Origin of the sequence: Mycobacteroides chelonae (assembly GCF_016767715.1) — a bacterium.
Taxonomy (GTDB): Bacteria; Actinomycetota; Actinomycetes; order Mycobacteriales; family Mycobacteriaceae; genus Mycobacterium; species Mycobacterium gwanakae.
The window spans coordinates 507,821-520,023 of record NZ_CP050145.1; the positions used below are offsets into that span (position 1 = coordinate 507,821).

14 protein-coding genes and 1 riboswitch are annotated in these 12,203 nt (G+C 63.8%); of the genes, 6 read left to right on the top strand and 8 right to left on the bottom strand.

Translation table 11 applies throughout. The features are described 5' to 3' along the window. Nucleotides 1-56: 56 nt before the first annotated feature. The 4 genes from HBA99_RS02525 to HBA99_RS02540 are packed head-to-tail and all read right to left on the bottom strand — an operon-like array spanning nt 57 to nt 3,779. Nucleotides 57-920: an LLM class flavin-dependent oxidoreductase gene (locus HBA99_RS02525; RefSeq protein WP_070931626.1), complete on the bottom strand. Its 864-nt coding sequence runs from the start codon at nt 918-920 to the stop codon at nt 57-59. Between the two features lie 32 nt (nt 921-952). Next, a complete protein-coding gene (locus HBA99_RS02530) occupies nt 953-1,945 on the bottom strand; it encodes an ABC transporter substrate-binding protein (RefSeq protein WP_070931624.1) in 993 nt (330 codons plus the stop codon). Beyond that, the gene (locus HBA99_RS02535; RefSeq protein ID WP_070931622.1) at nt 1,942-2,727 is read right to left on the bottom strand and encodes an ABC transporter ATP-binding protein; all 786 of its coding nucleotides are present in this window, start codon (nt 2,725-2,727) and stop codon (nt 1,942-1,944) included. The genes HBA99_RS02530 and HBA99_RS02535 overlap by 4 nt, the downstream gene beginning before the upstream one ends. Then, nucleotides 2,727-3,779: a FecCD family ABC transporter permease gene (locus tag HBA99_RS02540; RefSeq protein WP_046252404.1), complete on the bottom strand. Its 1,053-nt coding sequence runs from the start codon at nt 3,777-3,779 to the stop codon at nt 2,727-2,729. The genes HBA99_RS02535 and HBA99_RS02540 overlap by 1 nt, the downstream gene beginning before the upstream one ends. 105 nt (nt 3,780-3,884) lie before the next feature. Further along, nucleotides 3,885-4,111, bottom strand: a riboswitch (cobalamin riboswitch). A 172-nt stretch (nt 4,112-4,283) separates the two neighbouring features. Here HBA99_RS02540 and HBA99_RS02545 point away from each other — a divergent pair. Both HBA99_RS02545 and HBA99_RS02550 read left to right on the top strand, forming a co-directional pair. Further along, nucleotides 4,284-4,490, top strand: coding sequence for a CbtB domain-containing protein (locus HBA99_RS02545; protein WP_030095805.1), 207 nt, complete (start codon nt 4,284-4,286; stop codon nt 4,488-4,490). Nucleotides 4,491-4,505: 15 nt separating this feature from the next. After that, nucleotides 4,506-5,300, top strand: coding sequence for a CbtA family protein (locus HBA99_RS02550; RefSeq protein ID WP_070928431.1), 795 nt, complete (start codon nt 4,506-4,508; stop codon nt 5,298-5,300). Nucleotides 5,301-5,307: 7 nt separating this feature from the next. Here HBA99_RS02550 and HBA99_RS02555 read toward each other — a convergent pair whose 3' ends face one another. Continuing rightward, complete coding sequence (locus HBA99_RS02555; RefSeq protein WP_070932370.1) at nt 5,308-6,621, bottom strand: serine hydrolase; 1,314 nt, start codon at nt 6,619-6,621, stop codon at nt 5,308-5,310. Between the two features lie 23 nt (nt 6,622-6,644). After that, nucleotides 6,645-6,962 (bottom strand): mycobilin-forming heme oxygenase MhuD, encoded by a 318-nt coding sequence (gene mhuD / locus HBA99_RS02560; protein ID WP_046252406.1) that lies wholly within the window; start codon nt 6,960-6,962, stop codon nt 6,645-6,647. A 54-nt stretch (nt 6,963-7,016) separates the two neighbouring features. On the opposite strand from mhuD, the gene HBA99_RS02565 reads away from it, so the two are divergent. Continuing rightward, a complete protein-coding gene (locus HBA99_RS02565) occupies nt 7,017-7,799 on the top strand; it encodes an alpha/beta fold hydrolase (protein ID WP_070950252.1) in 783 nt (260 codons plus the stop codon). 4 nt (nt 7,800-7,803) lie between these two features. On the opposite strand, the gene HBA99_RS02570 is transcribed toward HBA99_RS02565, so the two are convergent. Then, complete coding sequence (locus HBA99_RS02570) at nt 7,804-8,007, bottom strand: hypothetical protein (RefSeq protein WP_030095800.1); 204 nt, start codon at nt 8,005-8,007, stop codon at nt 7,804-7,806. 71 nt (nt 8,008-8,078) lie between these two features. Between HBA99_RS02570 and HBA99_RS02575 the strand changes: the two genes are divergently transcribed. Further along, on the top strand, nt 8,079-9,035 hold the full coding sequence (locus HBA99_RS02575; RefSeq protein ID WP_070950251.1) for a helix-turn-helix domain-containing protein: 957 nt from the start codon (nt 8,079-8,081) through the stop codon (nt 9,033-9,035). Here the strand turns inward: HBA99_RS02575 and HBA99_RS02580 are convergent. After that, nucleotides 9,032-9,874, bottom strand: a complete 843-nt coding sequence (locus HBA99_RS02580) for an HhH-GPD family protein (protein ID WP_101312837.1) — start codon at nt 9,872-9,874, stop codon at nt 9,032-9,034. The genes HBA99_RS02575 and HBA99_RS02580 overlap by 4 nt on opposite strands. A gap of 26 nt (nt 9,875-9,900) precedes the next feature. Between HBA99_RS02580 and HBA99_RS02585 the strand changes: the two genes are divergently transcribed. Both HBA99_RS02585 and HBA99_RS02590 read left to right on the top strand, forming a co-directional pair. Next, nucleotides 9,901-10,515 (top strand): carbonic anhydrase, encoded by a 615-nt coding sequence (locus tag HBA99_RS02585; protein WP_057965276.1) that lies wholly within the window; start codon nt 9,901-9,903, stop codon nt 10,513-10,515. A gap of 151 nt (nt 10,516-10,666) precedes the next feature. After that, on the top strand, nt 10,667-12,199 hold the full coding sequence (locus tag HBA99_RS02590; RefSeq protein ID WP_030095798.1) for an LCP family protein: 1,533 nt from the start codon (nt 10,667-10,669) through the stop codon (nt 12,197-12,199). Nucleotides 12,200-12,203: the final 4 nt, after the last annotated feature.

Consider the following 12,203-nt stretch of genomic DNA (forward strand, 5'->3'; position numbering starts at 1 on the left):
CAGTTCTGTTCGAACGCCCGGTTGCCGCGTAACGCGGCGGCCGGGCGTTCGGCGTTTCACAGCAGCAGCGGCCTGACTTCCTCGCCGAGGTTGTGGATGTATCCGACAAGATCGGGCTCGTTCCCGGTCGGGGATGCGATGAAGTCTGTGACCCCTAGGTCGCGTAACGCGAGCAGCTGTCCCGCGACCTCGGCGGCGTCGCCGCCGATACTGGCCCCGGCGTCAATGGATATCCCGGGATAGTGGCCGGGGTCGCTGGCGATGAGCTGGGCAGCTACGGGGCCGACACTGATGGTGCGGCTCAGAAAGATTCGGTGTTCTGGGCCGGGATTGATGAGAGCGCGGTGCGCGGCGATGGTCTCGGTGGGAACCATACTGGTCAACAATGTGCCATCGCCCAGACGGCCGGCCAGCTGTAGAGAGCGGGGGCCGTTCGCGCCGATCATGATGGGTAATGATTCCGCGGGCGGCCAGTCCAGCTGGACCTGATTCAGCCGCACGTACCGTCCGGAGGAGTTGACCTCCTTGCCTGCCAAAAGATCCCGCAATGCGACCACATACTCCTCGAGCAAGGTCAGGGGCGAGTCGACCTTTGCGCCAATCTGTGCCATATGTGGCTGCCAGCCGTGCCCGATCCCCGGTATCACCCTGCCGGGGAAGTTGCGGGCCAGGATGCTGTAGTCCATCGCCGCCGTCACAACGTTGCGCACCGGTGCCGAAAGGAAACCGGTCCCCACACTTATTCGATCGGTGACCGCCAGCGCCAGGGCGGCGTACGCGATTGATGTGGTGGCGAAGCAGTCCTCGCAGACCCACAGCTGGTCCAGCCCGGCGGCATCGGCTGCACGCGCGATGTCAGGGAGTCGCTCTGGTGGGAGCGATGGCGGCACCATCAAGCCTAGGGAGGTGAGCGAGCTCATGAAGTCACCCTAGCCGTAGAAGTCGCCAGTCTTCAGAATCCCTTGTCTCGCAGATAGTTCGCAAGAGTGACGATGGCGTCCGGGTTGCGCGGTCCCTCGACCAGCGCGGCGTACGGCAGCACGAGGAAGTTTCCGTCGCGGACCGCTTGGGTGTGCTTCATGAGGGGCTGCGCCTTGAGTAGGTTGATCTTTGCGTTCGCGGTGTTGTTAGGGCCCACCCCGTAATCGCAGATGATGATCACCTGCGGATCGCGCTGGGCGGCGGTCTCCCACGCGGAGGTAGTCCAGCTGTCATCGAGATCTGCGAAGACATTTTGGCCACCGGCCTTCTCGATGATCTGTTGTGGTGCGGCTTTCTTGCCGGAGGTGAATGGTTCGGCCTCACCGCTGTCATACAGAAAGACGCGTGCGGGTGGCTGGCCGTGCGGAACACGTGACTGCACGTCGTCGATCGTCTTGCGGTAGTTGGCGATCAGTGATGCCGCACGGTCCTGTACCCCGAAAATGGCTCCGAGATTGGTCAGGTCCTCATAGAGGGCATCGAGGGGCGGCTTGATACCGCGCCGCACGGTTCCGGGCTGACGGCATGCCTCGGTCAACTGATAGGGCACCGACCCGATGGAACGCACCCAATCGGGGGTGAGCCCGGAGGTTTCGTTGAATCCGTAGCTCCACCCGGCGAACACGAGGTCGGGGCGCGCGGCTTGCACGGCTTCACGGGTGAATCCCTGGCCCAGGTTGGTGGTGGATCCGAACTGTGCCTTCCACGGCGAGCTTTCGACGTCGCGATCCTGTCCGGCGTCGATGAAGTAGCCAGCCATCCGGTCCTGCAGGCCGAGTGCGAACAGGAGTTCGGTAACCCCGGTGTCATTACTGACGGCTCGGGTGACTGGCACCGAAACATCCAGTGGTGCACCGCAATTTTCGACAGAAACCCGTGTTGTTCCGGGGCTTTGCGCCTCGATGGTCGCGCAGCTGGCCGATAGTAGCGACAGTGCGAGCGCCAAACCGGTGAGTGCCTTCATTCCTTATCCTGCCTCTCTGGCTGAGCATCGAAGATGATCTGTGGGACGCCGCTTCGTGGATGGGCGATGACGTGGCAACCGATGCCGAACCAGCGGCCGATGGACTCGGTGGTAATGACCTGGTCGGGTGATCCCGACAGCACCACATGTCCCTCGGACATGACATGGATCGTGTCGCAGTACTGTGCCGCGAGATTGAGATCGTGTAGTGCGGCGATGACGGTAATGCCCAGTGTCCGAGCCGAACTGAGTATCGAGTATTGATGGCGCACATCCAGATGATTCGTCGGCTCGTCCAGCACCAGGACGTGCGGCTGTTGCGCGAGAGCGCGGGCTATGAGAACTCGCTGACGTTCCCCGCCGGAGAGGGAACTGAACTTGCGGTGGGCGAGTGCGGTCACGTCCGCCGTCTCGGTGGCCTCCGTGCAGATGCGTCGGTCCAGTTCGGAGGTGCCGCGCAGGGACGTGCCGTGCGGTAACCGACCGGTGGCGATGACTTCGGCAGACGTGAAATCGAAGTCCAAGGACATGTCCTGGGTGAGTGCCGCCACCTGACGAGCGTTCTCCCGCATGCTGATTGCCCGCACCGATACGCCACCGACTGTGACGTCACCGGTGGCTGGAGCAAGTGCGCGATAGAGGCAGCGCAGGGTCGTCGACTTACCACTGCCGTTAGGGCCGACGATGCCGACGAACCCACCGGCCCCGACCTCGAGGTCAATGCCGGAAACGATCCGAGTACCCCCGATATCGACCGACACATTCCGGTAGGTGACGTCCATCAGCCCACCGCTCCCGCGGACATCGCGCGGCGACGCATCAACCCGACGAAGACGGGCACCCCGACTGCGGCCGTGATCGCGCCCAGGGGCAGTTCTTGCGGCGGAATCGCGGTCCGCGCGATGAGGTCGGCGGCCACAAGGAAGCACGCGCCCAGCACCGGAGCCACGATCAGGACCCGGCGATGGTCCGCCCCGACCAGCAGCCGTGCCGCGTGTGGAATGACCAGCCCCACGAATCCGATTGCTCCGCAGATGGATACAAAACATCCCGTCATGGCGGCGGACAACACGAACAGTGACACCCTGAAGCGGCCGGCATGTAAACCCAGCGACGCGCTCACCTCGTCACCCATGGCGAGGGCGTTGAGCTGGCGCGCGAGCCCCGCAACGCATAGGAAGCCGATCACGGTCGCCGCCAGCGCCACCGGCACCTTGTCCCATGACGACGCCCCCAAGCTGCCGAGCAGCCAGAACATCACACTGCGCGCCGCTTCGCCGTTCGGCGCCAAGAACACCAGCACTGTTGTCACCGCGGACAGGCCGTACCCCACCGCAGTGCCCACCAGCACCAGCCGCAGAGGTATCAGACCTTGTGGGGTACGGGCGATTTGGTAGACAAGTGCGGTTGCTGCAAGCGCCCCCAATGAGGCCGAAAGGGAGAGTGCGTACACCCCGAGGGTGCCAAGTACCCCGTAGACCACGACCGCGGTGGCGCCTACCGAGGCGCCCGAGGAGATGCCCAGAACGTACGGATCGGCAAGTGCGTTGCGGACCATGGCCTGTACGAGCACACCCACCACCGCCAGCCCCGCACCGACGAGGATCGCGAGAATCACCCGCGGCAGCCGGGACTCGACAACGATGCGGTAATTCGCCGCGTCGGTGGCCGGCACCGAGCCGCCGGTCGCGCCTGCCCAGAGGAAATGCAGACAGTCGCGCCATGGCACGTCGGCGGTGCCGAAGGCGAGTGCCGTCACCGACAGCAGCAGTAGTGCTGCCAGACCGCCGACCGCTGCCAGGAACACCGGCCGTCCGTGCTGTGCTGCGAGCATCGATCTTCCTGCGTCGTCGGGTCGCCGACACTTCGGGCATGACGGATACGCCGCATAGGCACTACCCACCAGGCGGGCCCTCGGCACTGGCGAATGACCGCACCAGGAGGTGCGGCCGCGTTGGCAGGTCTTCGGACTCGTGGACTCGAGGCTCATCTACGAGCCTCACCTACCGGCGGCCGCTTCCCGGGTACTTGACCCAGTGCTTCTAGTGCCGCTGTCGTTTCCACATACCGCTGCGGGGCAGTTCCGGACTCACACCGGATTCCCTCTTGCGATCTCCAGGAGCGCTTCTTGGTGCTCATGGAGAAACCAATGCGAGGCCAAAACTATCACTCGAAGGCGCAGACCAGCCGCGTCGACTAAGCTCAGTTCGTCCTTCGACAGGACGGGAACCTGGTGTGATCCCAGGACGGTCGCGCCACTGTAAAAGTCAGACCCCGACCTGTCGATTCCAGAAGACGACGATCGGACCCGGGACGCGGTATCCCGAAAAGGAGCAATATGGCACACACAACGTCCGCCAGCCATCCGGTTGCGGTGTCGATTCCCCAGGCTGCGCTGTGGTTGAGCGTGACTACCCTCTTTGGGCTGCTCGCCTATTACTTCATCGGCATCGACCAGGGTGCGGTGTCGATCTTCGGTAGCGATATGCACGTTCATGAGTTCGTGCATGACGCCCGCCATCTGCTCGGTTTCCCCTGCCACTAGCAGCGGACCGAATACATGGAAAAGTCAATAATTTTGCGCGGCTTGGGCTTCGGCGCATTGGGTGGCTTGCTGTCCTTCATCTTCGGATGGATCTTCGTCGAGCCCGTCATCAACAGGGCCATCTCCTACGAGGAGGGCCGGGGTGAGGCGCAAGCCGCGCTCGATGAGGCGGCCGGCGTTCACGCCCATCATGAGGGCGCGGAACTGTTCAGCCGTTTCGCGCAGGCAAATGCGGGTTTGGCGCTCGGTGTCATCGGATTCGGAATCGCGATGGGCGCACTCTTCGCGGTGGCGTACGTGGTGGCGATCGGACGGGTCGGCAATCTCAGTCCGCGCGCACAGGCTCTGGCGGTCGCCGGTGGTCTGTTCCTGGTGCTGTATGTGGTGCCGTTCCTGAAGTTCCCGGCCAATCCGCCGGCAGCAAGCGCCGAGGGCACCATAAAGGAGCGCACCGGGTACTTCGTGCTGATGATTCTGGTCGCGGCGATCGCACTCGCGGTCGCGCTGTGGGTGGGCCGAAAGCTATCCCAGCGCGTGGACACCTGGACGGCCACGCTCGCGGCCGCCGCGGTGTTCGTCGTGCTGGTGGGGCTCGTCATCGCGGTCACGCCCGGATTTGTCGAGGCGCCGCAACCGCTGCTCGATGCGGACGGGAAGATCGTCTATCCGGGGTTCCCGGCGCATGACCTGTATCTGTTCCGGCTGTACTCGTTCACGACGCAGGCCATCATGTGGGCGACGATCGGTATCGGATTCGCCACGGTGATCGGGCGTAAGCCCGTCAACTCCGAGGCCGCCGTCACCGGCTAGCCAGCGCTCATCCCAGCTTCTTGAAGACGCCCTTGGCCAGGCCGATCACCCACCCGGCCGCGCCAGGGCCGAATGCGCGGTCCCAATTGAGTTGGAAGCTCACCACATACGGCTGATGGTGGCGATCCTCGGCGTACCAGCTGAACGTCAGGTCACCGGGCAGATTGCCACCCTTGGCAGCGATGTAGCGCCAGTTCTCGCTGTGTAGGTCGATACCGGGTTCCGCGGACAGAATGTCGCGGACCGGGGCGGCCGCACCTACGGCGACCTTCTGCAGTGCCGCGTGCACGCGGCAGATGTCCTCGGCGTTGCCGTACCACTCGATGCCGAATTTCGATGCGGGCGTGGTGGTCCGCTCCGGATCCAGCTTGTAGTCGTGGGTGTCCGCCTCGGCGAGCATCTGACCACGCTGTGCGGGTGTGGTGGCGTCCTTCCATTGCTGGCGGACATCCGGTATGCCCCAGCCGATGTTGAACAGCTCGTGCATGGTGGGGAAAGGGGTCATCGATGCCGGGTCATGGTGCCCGCCGTCTGCGAGGGCCTTTTCGATCGCCTGGCGACCCAGGCGGTTGATCAGCATGTCGGTGCCCATGTTGTCGCTCACCGAGATCATTTTCTGAGCGGCGGTGCGCACCGAGACGGTTGAGCCCGTCGGCAGCTTGTCCATCGAGCTTCCGAGCGCCTTGCCGCGATCGGTGACGGTGAGTTGGTCATCCCACTTGAGGGTGCCCGCGTTGATCGCGGTACCGGTGGCCAACAGTACGTAGAGCTTGAAAACCGAAGCCAACGGCATGGATTCGGAGGTGTTGGTTCCGGCGATCTGCTCGCACTGTCCGTTGACGATCTTGGAGGCCCGGTAGGAGTACCGGCCGCCGGATGCCGACAGCGCGGTGTCGATATCGGACCAGTCGGCGATCGTCGGGGGCTGCTGGTACGGGACCAGCCTGTCGACATCTCCCTTGTCATTAGTGCGCAGTCCGATGTCCACATTGGCGCCGTAGGGAGCGATCAGGTGGACAGTGGAGCTGTTCGCGGCGAGATCCACCGAGCTCACCTTGTACGGCCGGTCCACCCACAGCTTGGTCATGATCTCGGTGTAGTCATCGACCTTATTGGCGGCGGCCAATGTCGCCACGCCTTGCTTGCCGATCGGCCAGTTCGAATTCAGCATGTCGATGAGCTGTTGCGAGCGCAGGCCCGGAGGCGTGCTTGTATCGACATCACCGTGCGGCACCTGCCGCAGTTTGATGCCACACCCCGCTGTGCTGCCCACCGACAAGGCCACCACGGCCACCGTGCACACTGAAACGGCGCGCGTCATGCGCGCGCGCAGCAAACCCCCGTTCACGCCTTGGCGGCGGCCCCGGTCACGTCGAGCACAACCTCGAACTCCAACAGGTGGGCGCCCTTAGCCACGGGCTTGGCCTGCTGGCCGGCATGTGCTTCGACCGCCGGACCGGTGGCCCAGGCCTGGAAGGCCTCCTCGGATTCCCACTGGGTGACCACGAAGTAGCGGTCCTCGCCCTTCACGGGGCGCAGCAGCTGAAAGCCCAGGAATCCTGGCTGGTTCTCCACTGCTCCGGCGCGGTGAGCGAACCGCTTTTCCAGCTCCGGACCTGCACCCTCGGGGATCTCGATTGCGTTGATCTTCACCACGGACATGGGTTCAGGCTACCCGGCAGCGGGGCTTATGTTGACAGGGCAATGATGAGAGACATGGACCACGACCGCCTGTTCGACCAAGGCGGTCTGTCGAGAGCTGCGGGGGTGCCGTCGATCGTGCTCGTGCACGGTCTGATGGGGCGGGGGAGCACCTGGTCGCGCCAGTTGCCCTGGCTGCGTGAGCTGGGTCGGGTGTACACCTATGACGCCCCGTGGCATCGAGGGCAAGACGTCATTGATGCCCAACCGATTTCGACCGAGCGTTATGTCGAGGCACTCGCGAAGGCGGTGCGCGAGCTGGACGGTCCGGTTCTGCTCGTTGGGCACTCCATGGGTGGGTTGCATTCGTGGTGCCTGGCCGCGGAGTATCCGGAGCTGGTGTCGGGGTTGGTCGTGGAGGACATGGCTCCGGATTTCGTCGGCGGTACCACGGGGCCATGGGAACCCTGGCTGTACTCCTGGCCGGAAGTCTTCACATCAGCCGCCGACGTCACCGAAAGGTTCGGACCCGTTGCGGGACAGTATTTCCTGGAGGCATTTGACCGGGTGCCCGGCGGCTGGCGCTTGCACGGCCCCATTGACAAATGGATAGCTACGGCTGCGGAATGGGGAGTGCGCGACTTCTGGGATCAGTGGCGGCAGGTGCGTTGTCCGTCGCTACTGATGGAGGCGTCGGCGACCGTGGCGCCACCCGGACAGATGACCAAGATGGCCGAAATAGGTTGGAAATCAACCTATGTGAAGGTTGAGGGGGCCGGGCATCTGATTCACGACGACGCGCCAGAGCGCTATCGGTCGGCGGTGTGCGAGTTCATCGCAGCAGTCGCGGCCGGGTAACCGGCTAGCGCCGGGAGTGGATCACTTCCATCTCGTGCAGTTGCCGTTGCAGGTCACGATCGTCGGCAAAGGTCCCGCCCAGAGGTGCGGCGACCCGGAACTGATCGAGGTGGATTCGGAAGGTCTTGTTTCGGCGGGCGACCCAGCTCAGTGCGACCGCCAGGGCAAATGGGGATAGCAGGACGAGAATGGCGGCGAAGATGGTCATGGCAATAATTGTGTTCTGATAAATATCACGCCAACAGTGGCGGAATTGACGACCTTCGATAATATTCAGCCATGTTGCGTTCGGTGGCGACGCTGGTCCTCGACCGGGTCGCCGTTTTCGAGTTCGGTGTCTTATGTGAGGTCTTCGGGCTCGACCGCACTAGCGACGGTGTTCCCAATTTCGACTTTCGGGTGTGCGGGGTGGAACCCGGGGTTCCGCTGCGCACCACGGTCGGGGCCGCACTGATCCCCGATCGCGGACTCGACGGGCTCGCCGATGCCGATTTGGTGGCGTTGCCGGCGCGTACCTACACCGAGGGTTACCCGCCGGAGGCGCTGGATGCAGTGCGTGCCGCCGCAGATCGCGGTGCCACAGTGCTCACCGTCTGCTCAGGTGTCTTCATCGCGGGTGCGGCAGGGCTGTTGGATGGCCGCCGCTGCACCACGCACTGGATGTACACCGACGAGCTGGCGCGCCGGCATCCAACGGCGACGGTGGATCGTGATGTGCTGTTCGTCGATGACGGCGACCTGATCACCAGCGCGGGGACCGCCGCGGGCATCGATGCCTGCCTGCATCTGGTCCGCCGCGAGCTGGGTAGCGAGATCACCAACAAGATCGCGCGACGCATGGTGGTGCCGCCGCAGCGCGCGGGTGGTCAGCGTCAGTTCATTCCGCAGCCGGTACCCGATGTGGATACCAACGGCTTTGGCGGACTGTTTGATTGGCTGATCGAAAACATCGACCAGACGCATACGGTCGCCGATCTTGCCGCACGCGTGCATATGTCGACCCGTACGTTCGCCCGAAAGTTCACCGATCAGACCGGGGTGACGCCGCTGCGCTGGATCATCGACCAGCGGGTACTGCTGGCCCGACGTCTGTTGGAGGAGACCGATCTAGATATCGATGCCGTGGCGGCGCGCAGCGGTTTCGGTACGGCGATCCTGTTGCGCCATCATTTCCGCCGCGGTGTCGGGATCACGCCCACCGATTACCGCAAGACCTTCGCGACGGCAGTCGGCTAGCCGCCCTCGCCGGCCAATGCGAAGCGGCCGTCCGAGGTCTGCTCGACCAATCCGTCGACCAGCAACGAGTCCAGGGCGCGGTCGCGTTGGGCTATGTCGGACAGCCACACCACGTCGAGCTGTGCCCGCGTCACGGGAATGCTGCTGCCGCGTAATACATCCAGCAATCGGCCTCGTACCTGGCGATCCGTACCGGCGTACTTCTGCACCGGACGGGCGGGTGTGTCCAATTCAGGTCGGCCCGCCTCGTGCCACGTGCAGGAACTGAGCGGACATAGCGGGCACTGCGGCGCGCGGGCGGTGCACACCAGGGCGCCCAGCTCCATGAGTGCCGCCGAGAACCGTGCCCCGTTGTCGACGGGCAGCAATGCCTCGGCGTCCCGCAGGTCCCGTGCCGATGGTGCGGAGTCGGCGACGCCATGGACCACTCGCGCGATCACTCGGCGAACATTGGTGTCCACCACGGGAACTCGCTGCCCATAGCCGAAGCAGGCAATGGCCCGCGCGGTGTACGCCCCGACTCCGGGCAACGTCAGCAATGTCTCCACGTCGTCGGGAACCTGGTCGCCATAGTCGCGGGCCAGCACCGTGGCGCATTCGTGTAGGCGCATGGCGCGACGCGGGTATCCCAGCTTTCCCCAGGCGCGTAGTACTTCTGCCACAGAGGTTTTCGCCATCGCGGACGGAACTGGCCAGCGTGCCACCCATTCCCGCCACACCGGTTCCACCCGGGACACCGGGGTCTGCTGGAGCATCACTTCGCTGATGAGGATGTGCCACGGCGTCGCTTCCGGATGGCGCCAGGGAAGGTCTCGTTCGGCGACATCAAACCAGCTCAAAAGTTCGTCAGGGCACAATGACGGGTATGACAGCTGATCCGAGGTCCGCCTGGAAGGCACTCAAAGAGGGTAACCAGCGTTTTGTGGGTGGCTTTCCGCAGCACCCGAGCCAGAGCATTACGCGTCGGGCCGAGCTGGCCAATGGTCAGAACCCCAATGTGCTGTTGTTCGGCTGTTCGGACAGCCGGGTGGCCGCGGAAATCATTTTCGACCAGGGCCTGGGCGACATGTTCATCGTGCGTACCGCCGGTCAGGTGATCGACTCCGCCGTCCTGGGCTCGATCGAGTACGCGGTGGCGGTACTGGGTGTGCCGTTGATCGCGATCCTGGGTCACGACTCGTGTGGCGCGGTGGGGGCCACGGTGGCCGCCCTGGACACCGGAGAGGTGCCCGGCGGGTACATCCGGGACTTGGTGGTGCGGGTGATGCCCTCGATTCTGGGTGGCCGCAAGGACGGGCTGTCCCGGATTGATGAGTTCGAGGCCCGCCACGTCGAAGAGACCGGCATCAAACTGCTGCAGCGCTCGCAGGTGGTCGCCGATGCGGTCAAGGCCAACAAGCTCGCCATCGTGTACCTGACCTACAAACTCGCCGACGGACGCATCGTTTTACACGGCCACGTCGGCGACATCGGCGAGTAAAGATCTCAAAACCCCAGGTCAACGTGCATTCGGTAAACGTCACATGGCATCTCGATGCCCGTGATGGGAGAATTAGACGGAATGCAGATTTCTCTGGGGGAGGGATGGGTAGTTCAGTGTGTACGTTGCTGCCACACGGGGGTGGCGACCGATGAGCCGCGATACTGGTCGCAGGCGGCCAAAGCACGCACTGCCCAAATCAAATAACCGCTGGTCAATAAGTAAAACTGCGGCTGGTCGAGCAGTCTTCGCTCTGCTGGCGTGCGCCAGCCTGGTGGTAACCGGCGCCGGTTGGCAGGTGTTTTACAAGGCGTTCAGTCATGTCCCCACTTCGGGTGCGGAGGCCGAAGGCGGCAAGTCCAGCGACGGCTCGATGAACATGCTGCTCATCGGTCTGGATTCGCGGAAGGACCAGGACGGAAACGACCTGCCGAAGGCGGTCCTGAGCCAGCTGCATGCCGGTGATTCGGATGCCGGCGGCTACAACACCAACACCCTGATCCTCGTGCACGTCGGCGCGGACAACAAGGTCACCGCGTTCTCGATTCCCCGCGACGACTGGGTCCCGGCCGAGGGCATACCCGGTTACAAACACATCAAGATCAAGGAAGCCTACGGCCTGACCAAGGCCAATGAGGCGGACAAGCTCGTCAACGAGGGCATCACCGATCAAGCGACGCTGGAGCAGCAGAGCCGTGAGGCCGGCAGGCGCGCCACCCTTAATGCCGTGCACCGGCTTACTGGTCAGCCCATCGACTACTTCGCCGAGGTCAACTTGGTCGGCTTCTACGACTTGGCCTCCGAGCTGGGTGGGGTCACCGTCTGCCTGAACAATGCCGTCTACGACAGCTATTCGGGTGCGAACTTCCAGGCCGGAGAACAAACTCTCAACGCCTCACAGGCCCTGGCGTTCGTGCGTCAACGCCACGGCCTGGAAAACGGTGACCTGGACCGAACCCATCGCCAGCAGGCCTTCCTGATCTCGGTGATGCAGCAGTTGCGCAATGCCGGCACCCTCACCGACATCACCAAACTGAACGGTCTGATGAACGTCGTCCACAAGGACGTTGTGCTGTCAAAGGGCTGGACCGAGAAGCAGTTCCAGCGCATAGGACAGATCGCGGACGGCAACGTGAACTTCCAGACGCTGCCGGTGGTGCGGTACGACACCATCAATGGTGCCGACGTGAACATCGTCGACCCGGTGGCGATCCGGGCCAAGGTGGCCGCCGCGTTCAAGGGGGAGGACGCCGCGCCCGCGTCCGCTCCCGCGACGCCCACGAGCACCGTCGACGTGGTGAATGCCACCTCGACGTCGGGTCTGGCATCAACGATTTCGTCGGCACTGGTGAGCCGCGGTTACACCAAGGGCGACGTGCGGGATCCGGAAAGCGGCGAATCGACCAGTACCACCATCGATTACGGCGCAGGTGCCGATGCCGACGCCAAGACCATGTCCACAATGTTGGGCATTGATGTGAAGCCCAGTGCGGATCCCGCGTTGGCGCCCGGACGAATTCGGGTCATGCTGGGAGACGGATACTCTGCGCCGTCCGATGTCTTGAGTGCCGAAGACAGCGGCACCGCGAGTTCGATGGCCGGCTCGTTGAGTTCGGAGGACTACGCACCGCCGGACTCGGGTAAGCCGGTTGTTGGCAGCAGTGGCATTCCCTGCGTGAACTAGTGCC